The organism is Paracoccus sp. MKU1 (assembly GCF_001447385.1).
Lineage (GTDB): Bacteria > Pseudomonadota > Alphaproteobacteria > Rhodobacterales > Rhodobacteraceae > Paracoccus.
On sequence record NZ_LLWQ01000215.1, the window covers coordinates 28,640 to 53,569 of the forward strand.

The 24,930-nt window shown below is 69.4% G+C and carries 25 protein-coding genes; 24 read left to right on the top strand and 1 reads right to left on the bottom strand.

Going from position 1 to position 24,930, the window contains the following annotated elements:
- Positions 1-8 precede the first annotated feature (8 nt).
- From AQY21_RS22845 to AQY21_RS22910, 14 genes are all read left to right on the top strand, one after another.
- On the top strand, positions 9-1,568 hold the full coding sequence (locus AQY21_RS22845; protein ID WP_058099885.1) for an ABC transporter substrate-binding protein: 1,560 nt from the start codon (positions 9-11) through the stop codon (positions 1,566-1,568).
- The gene (locus AQY21_RS22850) at positions 1,565-3,019 is read left to right on the top strand and encodes a carnitine 3-dehydrogenase (RefSeq protein WP_058099886.1); all 1,455 of its coding nucleotides are present in this window, start codon (positions 1,565-1,567) and stop codon (positions 3,017-3,019) included. Before AQY21_RS22845 ends, AQY21_RS22850 begins: the two co-directional genes overlap by 4 nt.
- Complete coding sequence (locus AQY21_RS22855; protein WP_058099887.1) at positions 3,016-3,993, top strand: ABC transporter permease; 978 nt, start codon at positions 3,016-3,018, stop codon at positions 3,991-3,993. Before AQY21_RS22850 ends, AQY21_RS22855 begins: the two co-directional genes overlap by 4 nt.
- Before the next feature lie 4 nt (positions 3,994-3,997).
- Positions 3,998-4,816 carry an ABC transporter permease gene (locus AQY21_RS22860; protein WP_058099888.1) on the top strand — a complete coding sequence of 273 codons (819 nt, stop codon included), beginning with the start codon at positions 3,998-4,000 and terminating at the stop codon, positions 4,814-4,816.
- A 3-nt stretch (positions 4,817-4,819) separates the two neighbouring features.
- Positions 4,820-6,421: an ABC transporter ATP-binding protein gene (locus AQY21_RS22865; RefSeq protein WP_058099889.1), complete on the top strand. Its 1,602-nt coding sequence runs from the start codon at positions 4,820-4,822 to the stop codon at positions 6,419-6,421.
- Positions 6,418-7,296 (top strand): alpha/beta hydrolase, encoded by an 879-nt coding sequence (locus AQY21_RS22870; protein ID WP_058099890.1) that lies wholly within the window; start codon positions 6,418-6,420, stop codon positions 7,294-7,296. The genes AQY21_RS22865 and AQY21_RS22870 overlap by 4 nt, the downstream gene beginning before the upstream one ends.
- A 75-nt stretch (positions 7,297-7,371) precedes the next feature.
- Positions 7,372-8,385, top strand: a complete 1,014-nt coding sequence (locus tag AQY21_RS22875; RefSeq protein ID WP_058099891.1) for a LacI family DNA-binding transcriptional regulator — start codon at positions 7,372-7,374, stop codon at positions 8,383-8,385.
- A gap of 67 nt (positions 8,386-8,452) precedes the next feature.
- Positions 8,453-9,121, top strand: coding sequence for an amino acid ABC transporter permease (locus AQY21_RS22880; RefSeq protein ID WP_058099892.1), 669 nt, complete (start codon positions 8,453-8,455; stop codon positions 9,119-9,121).
- 4 nt (positions 9,122-9,125) lie between these two features.
- Positions 9,126-9,779, top strand: a complete 654-nt coding sequence (locus tag AQY21_RS22885) for an amino acid ABC transporter permease (RefSeq protein ID WP_203416643.1) — start codon at positions 9,126-9,128, stop codon at positions 9,777-9,779.
- Positions 9,780-9,815: 36 nt separating this feature from the next.
- Positions 9,816-10,613, top strand: a complete 798-nt coding sequence (locus AQY21_RS22890) for a transporter substrate-binding domain-containing protein (RefSeq protein WP_058099894.1) — start codon at positions 9,816-9,818, stop codon at positions 10,611-10,613.
- Positions 10,614-10,665: 52 nt separating this feature from the next.
- Positions 10,666-11,400 (top strand): amino acid ABC transporter ATP-binding protein, encoded by a 735-nt coding sequence (locus AQY21_RS22895; protein WP_058099895.1) that lies wholly within the window; start codon positions 10,666-10,668, stop codon positions 11,398-11,400.
- Entirely contained in the window at positions 11,397-12,317 is a 921-nt protein-coding gene (locus AQY21_RS22900; RefSeq protein WP_058099896.1) for an NAD(P)-dependent oxidoreductase, read from the top strand. The genes AQY21_RS22895 and AQY21_RS22900 overlap by 4 nt, the downstream gene beginning before the upstream one ends.
- Position 12,318: 1 nt before the next feature.
- A complete protein-coding gene (locus AQY21_RS22905) occupies positions 12,319-13,254 on the top strand; it encodes a sugar kinase (protein ID WP_058099897.1) in 936 nt (311 codons plus the stop codon).
- Positions 13,251-13,991, top strand: a complete 741-nt coding sequence (locus AQY21_RS22910) for a fumarylacetoacetate hydrolase family protein (RefSeq protein ID WP_058099898.1) — start codon at positions 13,251-13,253, stop codon at positions 13,989-13,991. The genes AQY21_RS22905 and AQY21_RS22910 overlap by 4 nt, the downstream gene beginning before the upstream one ends.
- A gap of 1 nt (position 13,992) precedes the next feature.
- Here AQY21_RS22910 and AQY21_RS22915 read toward each other — a convergent pair whose 3' ends face one another.
- The gene (locus AQY21_RS22915) at positions 13,993-15,108 is read right to left on the bottom strand and encodes a 3-hydroxyacyl-CoA dehydrogenase (RefSeq protein ID WP_058100059.1); all 1,116 of its coding nucleotides are present in this window, start codon (positions 15,106-15,108) and stop codon (positions 13,993-13,995) included.
- Between the two features lie 141 nt (positions 15,109-15,249).
- On the opposite strand from AQY21_RS22915, the gene AQY21_RS22920 reads away from it, so the two are divergent.
- The 10 genes from AQY21_RS22920 (at position 15,250) to AQY21_RS22965 (ending at position 24,922) form a co-directional block, all read left to right on the top strand.
- Positions 15,250-17,535 (top strand): bifunctional salicylyl-CoA 5-hydroxylase/oxidoreductase, encoded by a 2,286-nt coding sequence (locus AQY21_RS22920; RefSeq protein ID WP_058099899.1) that lies wholly within the window; start codon positions 15,250-15,252, stop codon positions 17,533-17,535.
- Complete coding sequence (locus AQY21_RS22925; RefSeq protein WP_058099900.1) at positions 17,532-18,272, top strand: SDR family NAD(P)-dependent oxidoreductase; 741 nt, start codon at positions 17,532-17,534, stop codon at positions 18,270-18,272. The genes AQY21_RS22920 and AQY21_RS22925 overlap by 4 nt, the downstream gene beginning before the upstream one ends.
- Positions 18,269-18,706: a MarR family winged helix-turn-helix transcriptional regulator gene (locus AQY21_RS22930; RefSeq protein ID WP_058099901.1), complete on the top strand. Its 438-nt coding sequence runs from the start codon at positions 18,269-18,271 to the stop codon at positions 18,704-18,706. Before AQY21_RS22925 ends, AQY21_RS22930 begins: the two co-directional genes overlap by 4 nt.
- The gene (locus tag AQY21_RS22935; protein WP_058099902.1) at positions 18,703-19,515 is read left to right on the top strand and encodes an enoyl-CoA hydratase family protein; all 813 of its coding nucleotides are present in this window, start codon (positions 18,703-18,705) and stop codon (positions 19,513-19,515) included. Before AQY21_RS22930 ends, AQY21_RS22935 begins: the two co-directional genes overlap by 4 nt.
- A 52-nt stretch (positions 19,516-19,567) precedes the next feature.
- On the top strand, positions 19,568-20,701 hold the full coding sequence (locus AQY21_RS22940) for an acyl-CoA dehydrogenase family protein (protein WP_058099903.1): 1,134 nt from the start codon (positions 19,568-19,570) through the stop codon (positions 20,699-20,701).
- Between the two features lie 16 nt (positions 20,702-20,717).
- On the top strand, positions 20,718-21,170 hold the full coding sequence (locus AQY21_RS22945; RefSeq protein WP_058099904.1) for a cupin domain-containing protein: 453 nt from the start codon (positions 20,718-20,720) through the stop codon (positions 21,168-21,170).
- Positions 21,170-21,589 carry a thioesterase family protein gene (locus AQY21_RS22950; protein ID WP_058099905.1) on the top strand — a complete coding sequence of 140 codons (420 nt, stop codon included), beginning with the start codon at positions 21,170-21,172 and terminating at the stop codon, positions 21,587-21,589. The genes AQY21_RS22945 and AQY21_RS22950 overlap by 1 nt, the downstream gene beginning before the upstream one ends.
- Positions 21,579-21,977, top strand: coding sequence for a RidA family protein (locus tag AQY21_RS22955; RefSeq protein WP_152988326.1), 399 nt, complete (start codon positions 21,579-21,581; stop codon positions 21,975-21,977). The genes AQY21_RS22950 and AQY21_RS22955 overlap by 11 nt, the downstream gene beginning before the upstream one ends.
- Positions 21,978-22,043: 66 nt before the next feature.
- Positions 22,044-23,684 carry an AMP-binding protein gene (locus tag AQY21_RS22960; protein WP_058099906.1) on the top strand — a complete coding sequence of 547 codons (1,641 nt, stop codon included), beginning with the start codon at positions 22,044-22,046 and terminating at the stop codon, positions 23,682-23,684.
- Positions 23,685-23,776: 92 nt separating this feature from the next.
- Positions 23,777-24,922 carry an ABC transporter substrate-binding protein gene (locus AQY21_RS22965; protein ID WP_058099907.1) on the top strand — a complete coding sequence of 382 codons (1,146 nt, stop codon included), beginning with the start codon at positions 23,777-23,779 and terminating at the stop codon, positions 24,920-24,922.
- The last annotated feature ends 8 nt before the right edge of the window (positions 24,923-24,930 follow it).

Sequence of the window (24,930 nt, forward strand, 5' to 3'; positions counted from 1 at the left end):
GGTCCATCATGAGTTTCAATCTGACGAGGCAGGGACTGACAAGGCGGGGGCTGCTGGCCGGTGCGGCGGGCATGGCGGCGGCGGGGCTGATCCTGCCGCGCGGCGCGCGGGCGCAAGAGGCCAGGCGCGGCGGCAGGCTGCGCATCGGCCATCTGGGCGGGGCGACCTCGGACACGCTGGACCCGGCGACCTATGCCGCGGGCCCGGTGGTGACGGCGATGCTGGCGGTCTGCAACAACCTGGTCGAGATCGACGCCAAGGGCCAGGCCGTGCCCGAACTGGCCGAGTTCGAGCCCGATGCCGAGGCCCGGGTCTGGACCTTCCGGCTGCGCGACGGGGCCACCTTCTCGGACGGGCGCAAAGTCACGGCCAGGGACGTGATCGCCTCCTTCGACCATCATCGCGGCGCCGATACCAAGTCCGGCGCCAAGGGCTCGCTGGAGCAGGTCAAGGAGATCCGCGCCGATGGCGACAATGTCGTGGTCTTCGAACTGACCTCGGGCAATGCCGATTTCGCCTATCTGACCTCGGACTACCATTTCGTCATCATGCCGGCGAAAGAGGACGGCACGCTGGACTGGCAGTCGGGCCTGGGCACCGGCGGCTATGTGCTGGAGAATTTCGAGCCCGGCGTGCGCATCACGCTCAAGCGCCGCGACGATTACTGGAAGCCCGACCGCGCCTGGTTCGACGAGGCGGTGCTGCTGACCATCAACGACGCCACCGCCCGGCAGAACGCGCTGATGACCGGCGAGGTCGATGTCATCAACTCGCCCGACCTGGCCACCCTGCACCTGTTGCAGCGCCGTCCGGGCCTGCAACTGGTCGAGGTGACGGGCACCGCGCATTACACCATGCCGATGTTCTGCGACCAGGCGCCTTTTACCGATCCGAACCTGCGGCTGGCGCTGAAATACGCCATCGACCGGCAGGAGGTGCTGGACAAGGTGCTGCGCGGCCATGGCCAGATCGCCAATGACAGCCCGATCGCGCCGGCGAACCGCTTCTTTGCCGCCGATCTGCCGCAGCGGGCCTATGACCCGGACAAGGCGAAGCACTACCTGAAGCAGGCCGGCATGGAGGGGCTGAAGGTCGAGATTTCCGCCTCGGACGCGGCTTCGGTCGGGGCGCTCGACATGGTGCAGCTGTTCCAGCAATCGGCCAAGGCGGCCGGGATCGACCTGACCGTCAAGCGCGAGCCGGACGACGGCTATTGGTCCAATGTCTGGCTGAAGAAGCCCTTCTGCGTCAGCTACTGGAACGGCCGCCCGACCGAGGACGACATGTTCAGCCTGGTCTATGCCCGGGGCGCCGAGTGGAACGAGAGCCACTGGGACAACGAACGCTTCAACGAGTTGCTGCTGAAGGCGCGGGCCGAGCTGGACGACAGCCTGCGCGCCGAGATGTATCGCGAGATGCAGGGGCTGGTTTCCGAGGACGGCGGCACGATCATCCCCATTTTCGTGAACTATATCGACGTGGCCAATGACAAGGTGGCGCATGGCGAGGTGGCGTCGAACCGCTTCCTCGACGGCTGGAAGATCGTGGAACGGTGGTGGCAGGCATGAAGATCGCGGCAATCGGCGGCGGGGTCATCGGCGGCGGCTGGATCGCCCGCTTCATCCTCTCGGGGCATGACGTGGCGGTCTACGACCCGCATGCCGAGGCGCAGCGCATCGTCGGCGAGGTGCTGGCGAACGCCACCCGCGCCTGGGAAAAACTGTTCCAGGCGCCGCTGCCCCGGCCGGGGCGCATCCTCTGGGCCGGCTCGCTGGCCGAGGCGGTTCGGGACGCCGACTATATCCAGGAAAGCGTGCCCGAGCGGCTGGAGCTGAAGCACCGCATCATCGCCGAGATCGAGGCCGCCGCGCCCGAGACGGCGCTGATCGGCTCCTCGACCTCGGGCTTCAAGCCCTCCGAGCTGCGGCAGGGGGCGCGGCATCCCGGCCGCATCCTCGTCGCCCATCCGTTCAACCCGGTCTACCTTTTGCCGGTGGTCGAGGTCGTGGGCGGCGGCGAGGCGGCCGGGCGCGCCTGCGAGATCCTGACCGAAATCGGCATGAAGCCGGTCCGGATCGCGCGCGAGATCGACGCCCATATCGGCGACCGCCTGCTGGAAGCCGTCTGGCGCGAGGCGCTGTGGCTGGTGCATGACGGCATCGCCACCACCGAGGAAATCGACGACATCATCCGCTTCGGCTTCGGCCTGCGTTGGGCGCAGATGGGCCTGTTCGAGACCTATCGCATCGCCGGCGGCGAGGCCGGGATGCGGCATTTCCTGGGCCAGTTCGGCCCGGCGCTGAAATGGCCCTGGACCAAGCTGATGGACGTGCCTGAGCTGGATGAGGCGCTGATCGACCGCATCGCCGGCCAGTCCGACGCGCAGTCGGGCCGGCACTCGATCCGCGAGCTGGAGCGGATCCGCGACGACAACCTGGTCGGCATCTTCCAGGCGCTGAAGGCGAACGACTGGGGCGTCGGCCAGACCGTGCGCGCGCAGGAGGACGGCTTCTATGCCCGCGCGCCCGTGCGGGCCGAGGGCTATCCGCTGCGTATCCATCAGGCCCGCGTGACCGGCGGCTGGGTCGATTACAACGGCCACATGACCGAGTTCCGCTATCTCCAGGTGCTGGGCGATGCGACCGACGCCTTCGTGATCCATATCGGGCTGGATGCCGATTACCGGGCGCAGGGCCGCTCGGCCTATACGGTCGAGAGCCATATCCGCCATCTGGCCGAGGTGAGGGCGGGCGAGCTTTTGACCGTCGAGACCCGGCTACTGGGCCATGACGCGAAACGCTTCCGCCTGCATCACGCCATCCTGCGCGAGGACGGTAGCGAGGTCGCGACCGGCGAGCATATGCTTCTGCATGTCGATACCGGCGAGGGCCGCGCCATCCCGATGCCGCCGGCGCTGCTGGAGGCGCTGGACCGGGTGGCGGCGCAGGACCGCGTGCCGCATCCCGACCATGCCGGCGCCGGCATCCGCCCGGTCCGCCAGAAGGAGGCCACCGCATGAGCGCCGCCGAGGCCCGGCGGCGGCCCATCCTGCGGATGATCGCGGGCCGGCTGGGCATCGGGGTCTTTACGCTGTTCGTCATCTCGGTGCTGATCTTCCTGGCCGTCAGCCTGCTGCCCGGCGACATCGCCCAGCAGGTGCTGGGCCAGTCCGCCACGCCCGAGACCGTCGCGGCCTTCCGGCGCGAGCTTGGCCTCGACCAACCCTTGGCCTGGCGCTATCTCGACTGGGTCGGCGGGGTGTTGTCGGGCGATTTCGGGCGCTCGCTGGCCAATGGCCGGCCGGTGGCGGACCTGCTGGCCGCGCGCCTGGGCAACACCATGTTCCTGGCCGCCTATGCGGCGGTGATCGCGGTGCCGCTGGCGGTGGGGCTGGGCCTGCTCGCCGCCCTGTGGCGCGGCAGCTGGTTCGACCGCATCGCCAATGTGGCGACGCTGTCGGCGATCTCGTTTCCGGAATTCTTCATCGCCTATATCCTGATGTTCTGGCTGTCGGTCAGGATGGGCTGGTTCCCCTCGATCGCCGATCCCGGGGCCTCGCCGCGGCTGGCCGAGATGCTGGGCCGCGCCTTCCTGCCGGCGATCACGCTGGTCCTGGTGGTGACCGCGCATATGATGCGGATGACGCGGGCGGCGGTCGTCAACGTGCTGGGCGCGCCCTATGTCACCATGGCGCGGCTGAAGGGCGTGTCGCGCTGGCGCGTGGTCACCCGCCACGCCCTGCCGAACGCGCTGGCGCCCATCGTCAACGTGGTGGCGCTGAACGTGGCCTGGCTGATCACCGGCGTCGTCATCGTCGAGGTGGTCTTCGTCTATCCCGGCCTCGGCCAGCTGATGGTGGACAGCGTCACCAACCGCGACATTCCGGTGGTGCAGGCCTGCGCGCTGATCTTCGCGGCGGTCTATATCCTGCTGAACCTGCTGGCCGACGTTCTGGCGATCGCCACGAACCCGCGCCTGCTGCATCCGAGGTAAGCCGATGATGCGGATGCTGAAAACCATGCCGCCGACCGCGATCCTGGGGGTTCTGGTCATCGCCGCCTATGCCGTGATCGCGCTGTTCGCGCCGCTGCTGGCCCCCCATGCCGAGGCGCAGATCGTCGGCGCCCAGTTCGAGCCGTGGAGCGCCGCCTATCCCCTTGGCACCGACACGCTGGGCCGGGACATGCTGTCGCGGCTGATCTGGGGCGCGCGCAATACCGTGGGCGTGGCGCTGGTCACCACGGCGCTGGCCTTCGGCATCGGCGCCATCGCCGGGCTGCTGGCCGCGGCGCTTGGCGGCTGGGCCGATCTGGCGCTGTCGCGGCTGGTCGATGTGCTGATGGCGGTGCCGGCGCTGATCCTGACGCTGCTGGCCTTGTCGGCGCTGGGGCCGGGGGTGGCGAACCTGGTCGTCGTGGTGGCGATCCTCGATTCCACCCGGGTCTTTCGCCTGGCCCGGGCCACGGCGATGAACGTCATGGTGATGGACTATGTCGAGGCGGCGCAGCTGCGCGGCGAGGGCACCTGGTGGATCATCAGCCGCGAGGTGCTGCCGAACATCTCGGCGCCGCTGATCGCCGAGTTCGGGCTGCGCTTCTGCTTCGTGTTCCTGACCATCTCGGCGCTCAGCTTCCTGGGCCTCGGCCTGCCGCCGCCGATGGCGGACTGGGGCGCGATGGTGCGCGACAACGCGGCGCTGATCACCTTTGGCGACATCACGCCGCTGCTGCCCGCCGCCTGCATCGCGGTGCTGACGGTCTCGGTCAATTTCGTGGTGGACTGGATGCTGCACCGCGCCTCGGGTCTGAAGGACTGAACCATGTTGCTGAACATCGAAAAACTGAAGATCGAGGCGCGGGGCGAGGAAGGCTGGACCCCGATCCTGCACGGCGTGGACCTGCAAGTGGCCAAGGGCGAGGTCGTCGGGCTGATCGGCGAATCCGGGGCCGGGAAGTCCACGCTGGGCCTTGCGGCGCTGGGTTTCGCGCAGGGCGGGCTGCGTTTCGCCGGCGGGCGGGTGATCTTCGACGGCACCGACCTGCTGCAATTGCCCGAGCGCCAGCGCCGCGCCTTTCGCGGCCGCCGCGTCGCCTATGTCGCGCAATCGGCGGCGGCAAGCTTCAACCCGGCATGGCGGCTTCTGGACCAGTTCTGCGAGGGGCCGGCGATCCATCACACGGCGGGCCGCGCCGAATCCGAAGCTTTCGCGCGCCAGCTTTATGCCGCTATGCACCTGCCCGACCCGGAGAACTTCGGCCTGCGCTTTCCGCATCAGGTCTCGGGCGGGCAATTGCAGCGGGCCATGGTCGCCATGGCCATGGCCTGCAAGCCCGACCTGATCGTCTTTGACGAGCCGACGACGGCGCTGGACGTGACCACGCAGATCGGCGTGCTGGCGGCGATCCGGCAGGCGGTCGAGACTACCGGCACGGCGGCGATCTATATCACCCACGACCTGGCCGTGGTCGCCCAGATGGCCGACCGCATCAAGGTCATGCGCCACGGCCGCGAGGTCGAGGATGCGCCGACCCGCCGGATGATCGAGGCGCCGGCGCAGGACTACACCCGCTCGCTCTGGGCGGTGCGCGAGTTCCGCCGGCCGCCGCGCGCCCTGCCGCAGGCCAGCGCGCCGACGATCAGCATCCGCGGGGTGACGGCGGGCTATTCCGCGCTGGACGTGCTCAGCGAGGTCAGCTTCGACATTCCGCGCGGCGCCACCGTGGCGGTGGTGGGCGAATCCGGCTCGGGCAAGTCCACCACGGCGCGGGCGATCACCGGGCTTCTGCCGCCGCGCGCCGGCCATGTCGCGCTGAACGGCACGCCCCTGCCGCCGCGCCTGGCGCAGCGCACGCTGGAACAGAAGCGGGCGGTGCAGATGATCTATCAGATGGCCGACACGGCGCTGAACCCGCGCCAGACCATCCGGCAGATCCTGTCGCGACCCCTGCAATTCTACCTGGGCCTGACCGGCCGCGCGCGCGAGACGCGGCTCAACGAGCTGATGGAGCAGATCGAGCTGGAACCGGCGCGCTTCCTCGACCGCCTGCCGGGCGAGCTGTCGGGCGGGCAGAAGCAGCGCATCGGCATCGCCCGCGCGCTGGCCGCCGATCCCGAATTCATCATCTGCGACGAGGTGACCAGCGCGCTGGACCAGCTGGTGGCCGAGGGCATCCTGCGGCTGCTCAGCAAGGTGCAGGACGAAACCGGCGTCAGCTACATGTTCATCACCCATGACATCGCCACCGTCCGCGCCATCGCCGACGAGGTGGTGGTGATGAAGGGCGGACGGGTCATGGACAAGGGTTTGAGGTCTGAGGTGCTGGACCCGCCGCGCCATGCCTATACCCGCGAATTGCTGGCCTCGGTGCCGCAGATGGACCCGGACTGGCTGACGCGTCGGATTGCCGAGGGTGCGGCATGATCGCCGACCCGCAGGTGCTGGACTTCGTCGCCCGGACCGAGGCCGCCTATCCGCCCGAGGCGAACGGCGCCAGCGCCGCCGACAACCGGCGTTTCTACGATGCGATGTGCACCGTCTTTCGCGCCCCGCGCCCGCCCGGCCTGCCGGTTCAGGATCGCCGCATCGGCGGCGTGCCCTGCCGGATCTACGGCGCGGATACGCCCGTGGCCGTGGTCTATGTGCATGGCGGCGGTTTCGTGGTCGGCGGGCTCGACAGCCACGACGACGTCTGCGCCGAGATCGCCGACGCCACCGGCTTGCAGGTCGTCGCGGTCGATTACCGGCTGGCGCCCGAGCATCGCTGGCCGGCGCAGATCCGGGACGTGCAGGCGGTCTGGGACGCGCTGGACCGTCCCGCCGTCATCGCGGGCGACAGCGCGGGCGGGCTGCTGGCGGCGGCGCTTTGCCTGTCGCGGCGCGGCGCGCGGCAGCCGCTGGGGCAGGTGCTGGTCTATCCCGGCCTCGGCGGCGACGGCAGCGCGCCCTCCTATCGCGACAATGCCGAGGCGCCCTTGCTGCGGACCGAGGATCTGGCCGGCTATCACGCCGCGCTGCATGGCGAAGGCCCCGTCGATCCGCTGGCGCATCCCTTGCAGGCCGACAGCCTGGCCGGGCTGGCGCCGGCATTCGTGGTCACCGCCGATGTCGATCCGCTGCGCGACGACGGGCGCGATTATGTGCGGCGGCTGCGGGCCGAGGGCGTCGCGGCGCATTGGCGCAACGAGCCGGAACTGCCCCACGGCTATCTGCGCGCCCGCCGCCACAGCGACCGCGCCCGGCGCAGTTTCCAGGCGATCCTGGTCACGATCCAGCAGTTCGCCGGCCCGCCGCGCTGACGGGCGGTCCGCTGCGGGCTTGACATCCCGCCCCCCGGCACGAAAGCCATAGGGAAAGCCATCGGGGGGATCGCCATGCAGCGCAAACGGGTCACGCTGGACGAGGTCGCACGGATCGCCGGCGTGTCGCGCGCCACGGTGTCGCTGGTGGTGCGCAAATCGCCCCTGGTCGCCGATCACACCCGCGAAAAGGTCGAGCAGGTGATGGCCGAGCTGGACTATGTCCGCGACATCGGCGCCGCGCGGCTGCGCAACAACAGCAGCCGCACCGTGGGGGTGATCGTGCCCAATCTGGTGAACTCGTTCTTCACCGAGTTCCTTGCCGGCGTCGAGCGGGTGATGGGCGAGGACGACCGGGTCGTGCTGCTGGCCAACAGCCAGGACGATCCCCGGCGCCAGGACGACATCCTGCAACGCTTTCGCGGCCATGGCGTCGATGGCGTGATCCTGTGCCCGGCGGCGGGAACCGACCCGGACCTGCCCGGGCGCATGCGCCGCTGGGGCTTGCCGGTGGTGCAGTCGCTGCGCGAGATCGGCCGGGGTGCCACCGATTACGCCGGCGCCGATTACATCGACGGGGTGCGGCTGGCCGTGCAGCATCTGGTGCGGCTGGGCCGCCGGCGCATCGCCTTCCTGTCGGTCGGCGCGCGCACCTCGGCGCGCGAAGAGCGGCTGGCCGGCTTTGCCCGCGCCCTGGCCGAGACCGGCGCCAAGGATGCCGGCATCGTCGAGGCGGACCTGAGCTGGGAGGGCGCGGCGCATTCCGCCGCCGAGGTGCTGGCGCTGCCAAGCCGCCCCGACGCGGTGCTGTGTTTCAACGACATCCTGGCGGCGGGGCTGATGCGGGGCCTGCGCCGCGCCGGGATCGAGCCGGGACGCGACATGGCCGTGATGGGGCTGGACGATCTGCCGCTGGCCGAGCTGACCTATCCGCCGCTGAGCAGCATCGCCATGGACCCCGCCGGCATCGGCGTCGCCGCCGCGCGCCTGCTGGCCCGGCGGCTGGCCGATCCCGCGGCGCCGCCCGAACGCTCGATCCTGGCGCCGCGGCTGGTGATCCGGGAAAGCAGCGGCGCGGAGGCGGGTTGACTTTTGCGTCCGTTGCATTTAGATCGTTCTAAATCACAGGAATCGACACATCCGCAGGGGAGGGCAGATGTATCAGTTCAACTTCCAGCCGGTTTTCGGCAATCTCGACCTGCTGCTTTACGGCGCCTGGCTGACGGTGCGGCTGTCGCTGATGGCCATGGTGCTGGGGCTGGTCGTCTCGGTCCTGGGCGCGGTCGCCAAGACTTCGGGCATCCGGCCGCTGCGCTGGCTGACCGATGTCTATGTCGAGGTGATCCGCAACACGCCGTTCCTGGTGCAGATCTTTTTCATCTTCTTCGGCCTGCCCGCCGCCGGCATCAGCATGTCGCCCAACACCGCGGCGCTGGTCGCGCTGGTGGTCAATGTCGGCGCCTATGGCACCGAGATCATCCGCGCCGGCATCGAATCGATCCCGCGCGGCCAGATCGAGGCGGGACGGGCGCTTGGCCTCAGCCCCGTGCAGATCTTTCGCCATGTCGTGATGGTCCCGGCGCTGCGCAACATCTATCCCTCGCTGACCAGCCAGTTCATCTATCTGATGCTGACCTCCAGCGTGGTCTCGATCATCTCGGCCAACGATCTTGCCTCGGCGGGGGCGGACCTGAACGCCCGCACCTTCGCCAGCTTCGAGATCTACCTAGTGCTGACCATCCTGTATTTCCTGCTGGCGCTTGGCTTCTCGACCCTGTTCGGCGCCATCCGCCGCGTCTTCTTCACCTATCCCGCGAGCCGCTGAGATGATCCGCGAATTTTCCTCTGCCGACCTGATGTTCATCGTCTCGGCCGTCCGCTGGACGCTGATCCTGTCCGGCATCGCCTTTCTGGGCGGCGCCCTGGGCGGGCTGGCGGTCGCCCTGGCGCGGACCGCGCAGGGCCGGCTGCGTCGCCGCATCGCCGCCGGTTTCATCCAGGTCTTCCAGGGCACGCCGCTGCTGATGCAGCTGTTCCTGGTCTATTTCGGCCTGGCCGTCGTCGGCCTGCCCATCGATCCGCTGCTGGCCGCCGCCGTGGCGCTGACGCTGCATGCCAGCGCCTATCTGGGCGAGATCTGGCGCGGCGCCATCGAGGCCGTGCCGCCGGGCCAGACCGAGGCGGCGACGGCGCTGTCGCTGTCCTACAAGGACCGGATGCGCCATGTCGTCCTGCCGCAGGCGATGCGGCTGGCGACCGCGCCGACCGTGGGCTTCCTGGTGCAGCTGATCAAGGGCACCTCGCTGGCCTCGATCATCGGCTTCACCGAACTGACCCGTGCCGGGCAGATCATCAACAACGCGACCTTCAAGCCGTTCCTGGTCTTCGGCACGGTGGCCGCGCTCTATTTCGTCCTGTGCTGGCCCCTGTCGCTTCTGGCCCGGCGCATGGAGGCGCGCATGCGGCTGGCGGTCACCCGCTAGAGCCCCGCAGGCAATGAGTTCACGGAGGAGGAAACCATGAAACTGAACCGTCGCATCTTTACCGCCCTGGCTGCCGGCGCACTGGCCATGGGCCTGGCCCTGCCCGCAAGCGCCGCCGACCTTGACGCGATCAAGAATGCCGGCACCGTCAGGGTGGGCATGCTGGTCGATTTCCCGCCCTTCGGCATCCAGGACGCCTCGGGCAAGCCCGACGGCTATGATGCCGACGTGGCCAAGGCGCTTGGCGAATTCCTGGGCGTGCAGGCGCAGATCGTCCCGGTCACCGGGCCGAACCGCATCCCCTATCTGCTTTCGGGGCAGGTGGATGTGCTGGTCGCCTCGCTGGGCATCACCGAGGAGCGGGCGGAGAAGGTCGATTTCTCGAAACCCTATGCCGGGATCAGCATCGCCGTCTATGGCGACAGCGGGCTGGAGATCGCCGCGCCCGAGGCGCTGGCGGGCCAGTCCCTTGCCGTCGCCCGCGCCTCGACCCAGGACACCGGCGTCAGCGCGGTTGCGCCGCAGGGCACCGACATCCGCCGCTTCGACGACGACGCCAGCGCGGTGCAGGCGCTGATGTCGGGGCAGGTCAGGCTGATCGGGCTGTCGAACGTGGTGTTCTCGCAGGTCTCGACCGTCGCGGGCGACCGTTTCGACAAGAAGTTCGACCTGTCGAGCCAGGTGCAGGGCATCGCCGTCGCGCCGGGGTCGGATGCGCTGCTGGACCAGGTCAATGCCTTCGTGGATCAGGCGAAATCCGACGGCACGCTGGACCAGATCCATCAGAAATGGCTGGGCGAGCCGCTGCCCGATTTCGTCAAGAACGCCCAGTGACGCGCGCCGCGCGGCCGGGTCCCGGCCGCGTGCCATCCCAGGGGAAACCGACATGACCGAACATGCCATCATCATGCGTGCCGTGAACAAGTATTACGGCGCCTATCATGCGCTGGTCGATATCGACCTGACCGTGACGCGGGGCGAGCGCATCGTCATTTGCGGGCCCTCGGGCTCGGGCAAATCGACGCTGATCCGCACCATCAACCAGCTGGAGCCCATCGAATCCGGCACCATCATCGTCGATGGGGTGGAACTGACCGCCGGCGGCGAGAACGTGGCCCGGGTGCGGCAGGATGTCGGCATGGTCTTCCAATCCTTCAACCTGTTCCCGCACATGACCGTGCTGGAGAACTGCGTCCTCGCGCCGATGAAGACCCGCAAGATCCCGCGCGCCGAGGCCGAGGCGACGGCCCGCAAATACCTGGAGCGGGTGCGCATTCCCGAACAGGCCGACAAATATCCGGCCCAACTTTCCGGCGGCCAGCAGCAGCGCGTCGCCATCGCCCGCGCGCTGTGCATGAAGCCGCGCATCATGCTGTTCGACGAGCCGACCTCGGCACTGGATCCGGAAATGGTCAAGGAAGTGCTGGACACCATGATCGACCTCGCGCGCGAGGGGATGACCATGCTTTGCGTCACGCATGAGATGGACTTTGCCCGCGCCGTGGCCGACCGGGTGATCTTCATGGACAAGGGCGTGATCGTCGAGGAGAACGCGCCCGACCAGTTCTTCGGCAATCCCCAGAATGAGCGGTTGCAGAACTTCCTGGGCCAGATCGCATGACCCGCCCGCGCATCCTGGCCCTGGCCGAGCTGAAGCCGCAGGACATGGCCGACCGGCTTGCCGCCGACTATCGGGTGATCCGCGACATCGGCGATGCGGCGGATGTCGAGGTGGTGCTGACCGCTGGCAATATCGGGCTGTCGGGCGCGCAGATGGCGCGGCTGCCGGCGCTGCGGCTGATCGCGGTGAACGGCGTCGGCGTCGATGCCGTCGATCTGGCCGAGGCGCGGCGTCGCGGCATCGCCGTCACCACCACCCCCGACGTGCTGTCCCTGGCCGTGGCCGAGATGGCGCTTGGCCTGGCGCTGGCCGCCGGCCGCCGCATCGCCGAGGGCGACCGTTTCGTGCGCGCCGGCGGCTGGTCCTCGGGCGGCAAGCTGGGCCTTGGCCTGTCGGTGCTGGAGCGGCGGGCCGGCATTCTGGGCTATGGCCGCATCGGGCGCCGGCTGGCCGACCTGCTGCGCGGCATGGGGATGGAGGTGCTCTACACCGCCCGGCACGAAAGGCCGGACAGCCCGGACGGCTTCCGCCCCGACGCGCTGGCGCTGGCGCGGGATTGCGCGCTGCTTTTCGTCACCGCGGCGGGCGGCGAGGATACGCGCGGCCTGGTCGATGCCGAGGTGCTGGCGGCGCTCGGCTCCGATGGCATTCTGGTCAATGTCGCGCGCGGCCCGGTGGTCGATGCCGGGGCGCTGGCCGCGGCGCTCGATGCGGGCGCCATCGCCGGGGCGGGGCTCGACGTCTTCGACGATGAGCCGAACGTGCCGCAGGCGCTGCTGGATGCGCCGAATTGCGTGCTGACCCCGCATATCGGCTCGGCCACGGCCGAGGCGCGGCGCGCGATGGCGCAACTGGTGCTGGACAATATCGCCGCCCATTTCGCCGGCCGGCCGCTGCCCACCCCTTACGAGGCCTAGCATGCGCTACCTTTGCATCGGTGAGCCGCTGGTCGAGTTCACCGCGCGCCGCGATGCGCCCTCGACCTTCGACCGGCGCGCGGGCGGCGACACGCTGAACAGCGCCATCTATCTGGCGCGGCTCTTGCCGGCCGGCTCGGTCGGCTATCTGTCGCAACTCGGCGACGACGCGATGAGCCGCTGGCTGCGCGGTGTCATGGCCGAGGAGGGCGTGGCCGACCTTTGCGGCACCGAGCCGGGCGGCCGCCCCGGGCTCAGCTTCATCTCGACCGACATGCGGGGCGAGCGCAGCTTTCTCTACTGGCGCGAGCAGGCGCCGGCGCGGCGCATGTTCCAGAACGGCGACGAGGCGCTGCGTGCCGTGGCCGAGGCGGGGACGGTGCTGTTGTCCGGCGTCACGCTGGCGATCCTGCTGCCCGAAAGCCGCGAACGGCTGTTGGCGGCGCTGGAACGGCGATTGGCGGCGGGGGGCCGGATCGTGCTGGACACGAATTACCGCCCCGCCCTTTGGCCCGATGCCGCTGTTGCGCGCCAGGTGATCGCCCGCGCGGCGGCGCTGGCGACACTGATCCTGCCCTCGCTGGACGATCTGGCCGGCTGCTTTGGCGTCGCGGACCCGGCCGGGGCGATGGCGTTGCTGGCCGGGCTGGGCGGAGCCGAGATCGTGCTGACCACCGGAGGGGACGAGGTGCTGCACCGCGCGCCCGGCCGCACCCGGATCGAGACCCATCCGCTGTCGCCGAAGATCGCCGCGCTCGATACCACCGGCGCCGGCGACAGTTTCAACGCCGGCTGGCTGGCCGCCCGCGATGCCGGCCTGCCGCCGGCCGAAGCCGTGGCCCTTGCCGCCCGCCTGGCCTCGGTCGTCGTCGCCCATCCCGGCGCGGTCATCCCACGCAGCGCCATGCCTGACCTGGGCCTGAAGGTGGCGACATGAGCGCCGCATTCGATCCCGAGGCCGTCGCCCGTGCCCTGCTGGCGGCCCATGGGGGCGCGCCGCGCCTGCCTGGCCTGACCCCGCCGCCGCCCGATCCCGACGCGGCCTATGCGGTGCAAGCGGCGGTGATCCGGTGCCTTGGTGGCGGTGCGTGGAAAATGGCGCTGCTGGCCGGCCGCGACCGCCATGCCGGCGCCCTGCCGGGGCAGGGGGTCGTCCGTTCGGGCACCCTTCTGCCGCGCTTGCCGGCCGATGCCCGTATCGAGGTCGAGACCGCCCTGATCCTTGGCGCGGACCTGCCCGCCGCTGCGACAGCCGCCGCTGCGATGGATGCCATCGCCGAGGTGCGGCTGGCCTTCGAGCTGGTCGCCCCGCGCCTTGCCGACCGCAACACGGTGAGCCCGCTGGAACTGATGGCCGACGGCTTCGGCTCGGCCGGGATCGTGCTGGGCGACGTATTGCCCGGCTGGCGCGACGGCATGGCCGGCCGGCTGGGGATCGACCTCTGGCTGGACGACCGGCCCGTCGCCGCCCCGGAAGCCGCGGCGAGTCTGGCCGAGGCGGTGGATTTCCTGTCCTGGCTGGCCGGTCACGCGGCGGCGCAGGGCCTGCCGCTGCGCCGGGGCGATGTCGTCATCACCGGCGCGCGGATCGGCCCCTTGCCGCTGGACGGCGCCCGCAGCGCCCATGCCCGGGTCGGCCCGGCCGAGGTCGCGGCCCGTTTCGCACGGCCCTGAATCAGCGCGTCAGCACCGGCGCGGGCCGATAGCGCCGGCGCAGATGGGCCGGCGCGTGGGCAGCAAGCCGCTCCAGCCGGGCCAGCACCCGCTCATGCCCCTGCGCGGCCAGGATTTCGAACGGGCCGCGCGGGAAATTCAGGCCCAGCTTCAGCGCCGTGTCGATGCCTTGCTGCGTCGTGCCGCCCTCGGCCAGCAGCCAGCCGGCCTCGTTGACCAGCGCCGCCTCGATGCGCAGGGCGATGGCCTTGGCGTCCTCGGGGGCGGAGCCGGGTTCGTCCGGGTAAAGAAAGCCCCGGCCGGTCTTGCGCCCCAGATCGCCCGAGGCGACCTGCCGCCGCAGCGCATCGAAGACGTGATAGCGCGGGTGGCCCTCCATGGCCGCGGCAAGGCTTTCGGTGGCCGCCAGGTTGATGTCGGCGCCCACCAGGTCGATCAACCCGAAGGGGCCCAGGGGGTAGCCCGCCGCCAGCATCGCCGCGTCGATCTCGGCCGCGCTGCGGCCTTCCTCCAGCAGCGCCAGCGCCTCGCCGTAAAAGGGCCGGGCACAGCGGTTGACGATGAAGCCGGGCCGGTCGGGGCATGGGATCACGGTCTTGCCGGCGGCCTCGGTCAGACGCCGGGCGCGGTCCAGCGCCGCCGTGCCGGTTCCGGGATGGGCCACCAGCTCGACCAGCTTCATCACCGGCGCCGGGTTGAAGAAATGCAGGCCCAGCAGGCGCTCGGGGCGCGCCAGCCCCTCGGCCATGGCAGCCACCGACAGCGACGAGGTATTGCTGGCCAGCACCGCATCGGGCGCCACAACGGCCTCCAGCGCCGCGAACAGGGCGCGCTTGACCGGCATCCGCTCGACCACCGCCTCGAGGGCCAAGTCGGCGGCGCCCATGGCCTCGGCGTCCTCGACGACGGTGATGCGGGCCAGGGTCGCGTCCAGATCGGCCTGCGCCAGCTTGCCGGCCTGGACACGCGGCGCAAGGCCGGCGCGCAGCCGCTCCAGCGCCGTTTTCCGCGCGTCCGCCGCGGCATCGGTCGCCAGCACGGCAAAGCCGGCGGCGGCATAGGTCTGGGCGATGCCCAGGCCCATCGTGCCCAGGCCGATGACGGCGATGGTGGTCATGTCGGTATCTCCGCGCTGCATCCCATACGTATCATGCCATCAGCGAAAATCATTTCAAGCTTGAAACTTTAAACTTGAAACGAATCCGATTCGCTGGCAGGTTTTCCGCAAGGGGCCGGAAAGGCGCAGGGGAGGCGAGCGATGAAGATCTTGTGCATGGGCGGCGGGCCGGCGGGGCTGTATTTCGCCATCTCGATGAAGCTGCGCGATCCCTCGCACCAGATCACCGTGCTGGAGCGCAACAAGGCCAACGACACCTTCGGCTGGGGCGTGGTGCTGTCGGACGACGCGCTGGGGCGGATGCAGCAGAACGACCCCGCCAGCACCGAGGCGATCCGCAGCCATTTCGCCTATTGGGACGATATCGCCGTGGTGCATGACGGGGTGCGCACCGTCTCAGGCGGGCATGGCTTTGCGGGCATCGGGCGCAAGCAGATGCTGGTCCTGCTGCAAGCCCGTGCGCGCGAGCTGGGCATCGACCTGCGGTTCGAGACGGTGTTCAGATCGGCCGAGGAATACCGCCGGGATTATGATCTGGTGGTGGGCTGCGACGGCATCAACAGCCTGGTGCGCGCCGAATATGCCGAGGTGTTCCAGCCCGATATCGACACCCGCCGCTGCAAGTTCATCTGGCTGGGCACGCATCAGAAATTCGACGACGCCTTCACCTTCATCTTCGAGCGGACCGAGCATGGCTGGGTCTGGGCGCATGTCTACCAGTTCGACGGCGACACCGCGACCTTCATCGTCGAGACCCTGCCCGAGACCTGGGAAAAGCTGGGCTTTGCCGGGATGTCCAAGGAGGAAGCGGTCGAGACCTGCCGCAGGATCTTCGAGCGCCATCTGGGCGGCCACGCGCTGATGTCCAATGCCGCGCATCTGCGCGGCTCGGCGGTCTGGATCCAGTTCCCGCGGGTGATCTGCGAGCGCTGGTATCACGAAAACGTCGTGCTGATGGGCGATGCGGCGGCGACCGGGCATTTCTCGATCGGCTCGGGCACGCGGCTGGCCTTCGACAGCGCCATCGCCCTGGCCGAATACTTGCATTCCGAACCGACCATGCAGCGCGCCTTCGCCCGCTACCAGGAGGAGCGCCGCGTCGAGGTGCTGCGCCTGCAATCGGCCGCCCGCAACAGCCTGGAATGGTTCGAGCAGGTCGAGCGTTACCTGGACATGGAGCCGCTGCAATTCGCCTATTCGCTGCTGACCCGTTCGCAGCGCATCAGCCACGAGAACCTGCGCCTGCGCGACCCCGAATGGCTGGGCCGGGCCGAGGACTGGTTCCAGGAACGCGCCGGCGGGCGCAAGGGCCGGCGGCCGATGTTCGCGCCCTTCAAGCTGCGCGGCATGGAGCTGGAAAACCGCATCGTCGTCTCGCCCATGGCACAATACAAGGCCGTGGATGGCTGCCCGACCGACTGGCATTTCGTCCATTACGCCGAACGCGCCAAGGGCGGCGCCGGGCTGGTCTATACCGAGATGACCTGCGTCTCGCCCGAGGGGCGGATCAGCCTCGGCTGTCCCGGCCTCTACGCGCCCGAACACGAGACGGCCTGGAAACGGATCGTCGATTTCACCCATGCCGAGACGCGGGCCAAGATCTGCATGCAGATCGGCCATTCCGGCCGCAAGGGCTCAACCCAGCTGGGCTGGCAGGATGCCGACCGGCCGCTGGCCCAGGGCAACTGGCCGCTGATCTCGGCCAGCGCGATCCCGTGGCAGGACGGCAATGCGGTGCCGAAGGCCATGGACCGCGCCGACATGGACATGGTGCGCGACCAGTTCGTCGCCGCGACCGGGATGGCGGCGCGGGCGGGCTTCGACATGGTCGAGCTGCACGCGGCGCATGGCTATCTGATCTCCAGCTTCATCTCGCCCTTGTCGAACCGGCGCGAGGACGAATACGGCGGCAGCCTGGAAAACCGCATGCGCTATCCGCTGGAGGTGTTCCGGGCGATGCGCGACGCCTGGCCGGCGGAAAAGCCGATGTCGGTGCGCATCTCGGCCAATGACTGGGTGGGGGACGAGGGCGTGACGCCCGAAGAGGCGGTCGAGATCGCCCGGAGGTTCGCGGCCGCCGGCGCCGATATCATCGACGTCTCGGCCGGGCAGACCAGCACCGGAGCGCGGCCGATCTATGGCCGGATGTTCCAGACCCCGTTCAGCGACCGCATCCGCAACGAGGCCGGGCTGGCGACGATGGCGGTGGGCAACATCACCGAGGCCGACCAGGTGAACGGCATCCTGCTGGCCGGCCGGGCCGATCTGGTCTGCCTGGCGCGGCCGCATCTGGCCGATCCCTACTGGACCTTGCACGCCGCCGTCGAGGCCGGGGACGAGGCCGCGGCCTGGCCCTTGCCCTATCTGGCCGGCCGCGACCAGGCGCTGCGGCTGCGCAGCCGCGCGCAGGAGGCGATCCGGGCATGACGGCGATGGCGGGCAAGCGGGTGCTGATCACCGGGGGCGGCACGGGCACCGGCGCCGATCTGGCCCACGCCTTTGCCCGGGCCGGGGCCGAGGTGGTGATCTGCGGCCGCCGCAAGGCGCCGCTGGAGGCCGTGGCCGAACGGACCGGCGCTCGTGTCGTGCAGGCCGACGTGACCGATGAGGCCAGCGTCAAGGCGATGTTCGCCGATGCCGGCCCCTGCGATATCGTCATCGCCAATGCCGGCGCGGCGGATAGCGCGCCCCTGGGCCGCACCACGCTGGAACAGTGGAACGCCATGCTGGCGGTGAACCTGACCGGCACCTTCCTGACCTTTCGCGAGGGGCTGGCGCAATTGCCTGGCTGGGGCCGGCTGATCGCCGTGGCCTCGACGGCGGGCCTGCGGGGCTATGCCTATGTCGCGCCCTATGCGGCGGCCAAGCATGGCGTGGTCGGGCTGGTGCGCAGCCTGGCGCTGGAGGTGGCGCGGCGGCCGGTGACGGTCAACGCGCTGTGCCCCGGTTTCCTGGATACCGAGATGACGGCGCGATCCATCGCCACCATCATGGACAAGACCGGCAAGAGCCGGGATCAGGCGCTGGCCGCGCTGACCGCGACCAATCCGCAGGGCCGGCTGATCCAGCCCGCCGAGGTCAGCGCCGCGGCGCTGTGGCTGTGCGGGCCGGGCTCCGAGGGGGTCAACGGCCAGGCCATCGCCATTTCGGGGGGCGAGGCATGAGCGATCCGCTGTCCAAGCGCCGGCTGAAGCTGTGGATCCGCCTGCTGGGCGTCACCCGCGCCGCCGAGGGGCAGCTGCGCGAATTCCTGCGGGTGCGGCACGACACCACGCTGCCGCGTTTCGACGTGATGGCCGCGCTCTATCGCCGGCGCGAGGGGCTGAGCATGACCGAGCTGTCGCGGATGCTGCTGGTCTCGAACGGCAATGCCACGGCGGTCGTGGACCGGCTGGAAAGGGACGGGCTGGCGCGGCGCACGCCCTCGGAAACCGACCGGCGCACGGTCTTCGTCAGCCTGACGCCCGAGGGGCTGGCGGCCTTCGAGGGCTTCGCCGCCGATCACGAGGCCGAGGTGAACCGCATCTTCGCCGGGCTGACCGAGGAGGACATCGAGTTGCTGACCGAGATCCTGAAACGCATGGGGGGCGCGAAATGACCGAACTGGCCGGGCTGAAGCCGCAGCATTTCATCTGGGAGATGCGGGACCGCGTCGCCACCATCCGCCTGGACCGTCCCGAGCGCAAGAACCCGCTGACCTTCGACAGCTATGCCGAGCTGCGCGACACCTTCCGGGCGCTGGCCTATGCCAGCGACGTGGATGTGGTGGTTCTGGCCCCGAACGGCGGCAATTTCTGCTCGGGCGGGGATGTGCATGACATCATCGGCCCGCTGGTCGGCATGGAGATGAAGGGGCTTCTGGCCTTTACCCGCATGACCGGCGATCTGGTCAAGGCGATGATCGGCTGCGGCAAGCCGGTGATCGCGGCGGTGGACGGGATCTGCGTCGGCGCCGGCGCGATCCTGGCCATGGCCTCGGACCTGCGGCTGGCGACGGCGCAGGCGAAATGCGCCTTCCTGTTCACCCGGGTCGGGCTGGCCGGTTGCGACATGGGCGCCTGCGCCATGCTGCCGCGCATCATCGGCCAGGGCCGGGCGGCCGAGCTGCTCTATACCGGCCGGGTGATGGGCGCCGAGGAGGGCCATGCCTGGGGCTTCTGGAACGCGCTGCATGACGCGGATGCGCTGGAGGACGAGGCGCAGGCGCTGGCGCAGCGGCTGGCGGCCGGGCCGGTCTTTGCCCATGGCATCACCAAGACCCAGCTGAACCAGGAATGGAACATGGGCCTGGAACAGGCGATCGAGGCCGAGGCGCAGGCGCAGGCGATCTGCATGCAGACCCGGGATTTCGAGCGCGCCTATCGCGCCTTCGTGGCCAGGGAAAAGCCGGTGTTCGAAGGCGACTGAAGCGCCGGGGGCTGTCTGCCCCCGGACCCCCGAGGATATTTGGGCACGGAAGATGGACAAGAGCTTTCTGGACTGGCCGTTTTTTGAGACCCGCCACCGCGAGCTTTCGGCGGCGCTTGAGGACTGGTGCGCGGTGCATCTGCCGGTGGATCACCGCGACGTGGACGCGGCTTGCCGAGGGCTGGTCGCGGGGCTGGGGCAGGCGGGCTTCCTGCGCCATAGCGGCGCGGATGCGGGCGAGGCGCTGGACGTGCGCAGCCTGTGCCTGATCCGCGAGACGCTGGCGCGCCACGATGCGCTGGCCGATTTCGCCTTTGCCATGCAGGGGCTGGGCATGGGGGCGGTCTCGCTGTTCGGCACTGAGGCGCAACGCGCATGGCTGGAAAAGACCCGCGCGGGCCGGGCAATTTCCGCCTTTGCGCTGACCGAGCCGGGCGCCGGCTCGGACGTGGCCAGCACCGCGACCCTGGCCGCGCGCGCCCCGGGCGGCTGGCGGCTGAGCGGCGAAAAGACCTATATCTCGAACGGCGGCATCGCCGATCTCTATGTCGTCTTCGCCCGTACGGGCGAGGCGCCGGGCGCGCGCGGGTTGTCGGCCTTCCTGATGCCGGCGGACAGCCCCGGCCTGACCATCGCCGAGCGGATCGAGGTCATCGCCCCGCATCCCCTGGCGCGGCTGAAGCTGGACGGCGTGGTGCTGCCGGATGCGGCGCTGATCGGCCGGCCGGGCGAGGGCTTCAAGATCGCCATGTCGGTGCTGGACGTGTTCCGCCCCACCGTCGGCGCGGCGGCGCTTGGCATGGCGCGGCGGGCGCTGGACGAAGCCCTGGCGCGGGTGCGCAGGCCGCGGACCGGCGGCGGCATGCTGGCCGATCACCAGATCGTGCAGGGCCACCTGGCCGACATGGCCGTGAGGGTCGATGCGGCGGCGCTGCTGGTCTATCGCGCCGCCTGGACCAAGGACATGGGCGCGCCCCGTATCACCCGCGAGGCGGCGATGGCCAAGCTTTACGCCACCGAGGCGGCGCAGGAGGTGATCGACGCCGCGCTGCAACTGCATGGCGGCGACGGCGTGCGCAAGGGCTTCGCGGTCGAAGCGCTTTACCGCGACATCCGCGCCCTGCGCATCTACGAGGGCGCCAGCGACGTGCAGCGCGTCGTGATCGCCCGGAGCGTGCTGGGCTGAGCAACAGGAGGACGGCATGGACAAGGCATTGGACGGCGGCATCACCCGCCAGGGCGACGGGATCGAGGGTATCGAATGGAACATCCTCGGCCAGCGCTATTTCCCCAAGGCGGATTGCGGCAGCGCCTTCGCCTTCGAGACCAACAGCGAGCCCGGCCAGTTCGTGCCGGTGCATATCCACCCGACGCAGGACGAGTTCATCCTGGTGCAGGAGGGCGAGCTGCATGTGAAGCTGGACGGCGTCTGGTCGGTGGCCAGGCCGGGCGATCTGGTGCGGATGCCGCGCGGCGTGCCGCATGGCTATTTCAACAAGTCGGACAAGCCGGCGCGGGCGCTGTTCTGGGTCTCGCCCGCCGGCAACCTGCGCGCGCTGTTCGAGGCGCTGCACGGCCTGACCGACATTCCGACCGTCGTCGAACTGTCGGCCCGCCACCAGGTCGACTTCCTGCCGCCGGAGGCCAATGACTGATGCGTTATCTCCGCCGGATCCAGGTCGAGTTCAACCATTGCGACCCGGCGGGGATCGTCTTCTATCCCCGTTACTTCGAGATGCTGAACTCGGTGATCGAGAACTTCTTCGCCGAGGTGCTGGCCTATCCCTTCACCCGCATCCACATCGAGGAGGATTGCGCCGTGCCGACCGTGCGGATCGAGGCCGGTTTCCAGGCTCCCTCGCGCCTGGGCGAGGTGCTGGAATTCGCGCTGGAGGTGCAGCATGTCGGCCGCTCCAGCGCGCGGCTGGCGCAGCAGGCCAGCGCCGGCGGGCAGGTCAGGCTGCACTGCGTCTCGACCCTGGTCTGGGTCACGCCGGAGGGGCGGGCGGCGCCTTGGCCCGAGGCGATCCGCCGCAAGATGATCGCGTTCATGGAGGCAAGCGATGGTGCATGAGGTTCTGCATCCGAAAAACTGGAAGGCGACGCCGGGCTATTCCAACGGCATCGCCGCGACCGGGCGGATGGTGTTCACCGGCGGCATGATCGGCTGGAACGACCAGCAGGAATTCGAGACCGACGATTTCGCCGGGCAGGTGCGCCTGGCGCTGGGATCCATCGTCGCCGTGCTGGCCGAGGCCGGTGCCCGGCCCGAGCATCTGGTGCGGCTGACCTGGTATGTCACCGACAAGCGCGAATACCTGGCGGCGCTCAAGGACATCGGCCAGGCCTACAAGGAGACCATCGGCCGGCACTATCCGGCCATGGCGCTGGTGCAGGTCGTGGCCCTGGTCGAGGACCGGGCCAAGGTCGAGATCGAGGCAACCGCCGTGATCCCCGCCTGACGGGGGCGGGGCGCCCGCGGGCCGAGGCACGACAAGAGGCCGGCCCGCCCAACAGGGAGATTGAAGATGACAGGCAATCCGCCGCTTGGACCCTCGGCCCATGTCGATAGCTTCTCGCGCGACAACCTGCCGCCGGCCGAGCTTTGGCCGCGGCTGCTGCTGGAGGGTTTCGACTATCCCGAATACCTGAACGCCGCGGTCGAGCTGACCGACCGCATGGTCGAGAAGGGTTTCGGCGACCATATCGCGCTGATCGGCAACGGCCGCATCCGCAGCTACAAGGAGCTGACCGACTGGACCAACCGCATCGCCCATGCGCTGGTCGAGACTTACGGTGTGCGGCCGGGCAACCGGGTGCTGATCCGCTCGGCCAACAACCCGGCCATGGTGGCCTGCTGGCTGGCGGCGACCAAGGCCGGCGCGGTGGTGGTCAACACCATGCCGATGCTGCGCGCGGGCGAACTGGCCAAGATCATCGACAAGGCGCAGGTCAGCCACGCGCTTTGCGACACAAGGCTGATGGACGAGCTGGCGCTGGCCGCCAAGGACAGCCGCCATCTGAAGACCGTGGTGGGCTTCGACGGCACGGCGAACCACGATGCCGAGCTGGACCGCGCCGCCCTGTCCCAGCCGGTGCGCTTCGAGGCGGTGCGGACCGGCCGCGACGACGTGGCGCTGCTGGGCTTCACCTCGGGCACCACGGGCGAGCCCAAGGCGACCATGCATTTCCACCGCGACATCCTGATCATCGCCGACGGCTATGCCCGCGAGGTGCTGGAGGTGCGGCCCGAGGATGTCTTCGTCGGCTCGCCGCCCCTGGCCTTTACCTTCGGGCTGGGCGGACTGGCGGTGTTTCCGTTGCGCTTCGGCGCCTCGGCGGCGCTGCTGGAGAACGCCTCGCCGCCGAACATGGTCGAGATCATCCAGAAATACCGCGCCACCATCTGCTTTACCGCGCCGACCGCCTATCGGGTGATGATGCGGGCCATGGACGAGGGCGCCGACCTGTCCAGCCTGCGCGCCGCCGTCTCGGCCGGCGAGACGCTGCCCGGCCCGGTCTATGAGGAATGGATGGCCAAGACCGGCAAGCCGATGCTGGACGGGATCGGCTCGACCGAGATGCTGCACATCTTCCTGACCAACCGCGTCAGTGACAGCCGCCCGGCCTGCACCGGCCGCCCGGTCGCGGGCTACGAGGCCCGGATCATCGGCCCCGACGGGCGCGAACTGCCGCCGGGCGAGACGGGGCGGCTGGCGGTGCGCGGGCCGGTCGGCTGCCGCTATCTGGCCGACCCGGACAAGCAGCGCGCCTATGTGCAGGACGGTTGGAACCTGACCGGCGACAGCTTCTGGCAGGATGAGCGGGGCTATTTCCACTTTGCCGCCCGCACCGACGGCATCATCGTTTCCTCCGGCTACAACATCGCCGGCCCCGAGGTCGAGGCGGCGCTGCTGGCCCATCCCGACGTGCTGGAATGCGCCGTGGTCGGCGCCCCGGACGAGGCGCGCGGCCAGATCGTCGAGGCGCATGTCGTGCTGCGCCCCGGCGCCGCGGCGGGCGAGGCGATGGCCAAGGGCTTGCAGGATCACGTCAAATCCGTGATCGCGCCCTTCAAGTATCCGCGCCGCGTGGTGTTCACCGAGGCGCTGCCCAAGACCGAAAGCGGCAAGATCCAGCGTTTCCGCCTGCTCGAAGGGCGGGCGTGACCCAGGGTCGCGGGCTGGAAAGCCGTTGCAGCCCGCGACCGCATCATAAAAACATGCGACGAACAATCGTCGCTTCACACAGGGAGTTTGTCATGGAACTGAAAAGGCTGCTGATCTGCGGCACCGCCGCTCTGGCCCTTGCCGGGGCCGCCCAGGCCGAAGGCGTCAAGGTCGGCATGATCACCACGCTGTCGGGCGGCGGAGCCGGCCTGGGCGTCGATACCCGCGACGGCTTCCTGCTGGCGCTGAAGAACGCGGGCGATGCCGGCAAGCAGGTCGAACTGGTGATCGAGGACGACCAGCAGAAACCCGATGTCGCGGTGCAGATCGCCGACAAGATGATCCAGTCCGAACAGGTGGACGTGCTGACCGGCATCGTCTGGTCGAACCTCGCCATGGCGGTGGTGCCGGCGGCGGTGGCGCAGGACAAGTTCTACCTGTCCACCAATGCCGCGCCCTCGCAACTGGCCGGGGCGGGCTGCAATCCGAAATATTTCTCGGTCTCCTACCAGAACGACAACCTGCACGAGGCAGCGGGCGCCCATGCCACGGATGCCGGCATCGGCAAGGTGTTCATCATGGCCCCGAACTATCCCGCCGGGCAGGATTCGCTGGCGGGCTTCAAGCGCTTCTACAAGGGCGAGGTGGTCAGCGAGGTCTATACCCAGGTCGGCCAGACCGACTATGCCGGCGAGATCGCCCAGATCCGCGCCAGCGACGCGGATGCGGTGTTCTTCTTCCTGCCGGGCGGCATGGGCATCGCCTTCATGAAGCAATATGCCGAATCCGGCGTCGGCAAGCCGGTGATCGGCCCGGCCTTCAGCTTCAGCCAGGACATCCTGCCCGCCGTGGGCGATGCCGCGCTGGGGGTCAAGAATACCGCGCAATGGTCCAAGGACCTGGACAACGAGGCCAACAAGGCCTTCGTCGAAACCTTCCAGGCCGAATACGGCCGCCTGCCCTCGCTTTACGCGGCGCAGGCCTATGACACGGCGAACCTGTTGCTCTCGGCCATCGCCAAGGCGGATGTGGGCGATGCCGACGCCTTCCGCGCCGCGCTGGCCGAGGCCGATTTCCCCAGCGTGCGCGGCAAGTTCCGCTTTGGCCCCAACCAGCACCCGATCCAGGACTATTACGTGCGCGAGGTGGTCAAGGAGGGCGACGTGCTGACCAACAAGATCATCGGCCCGGCCATGACCGACCACGGCGACGCCTATGCCGAGCAGTGCAGCATGTAAGCCATGCC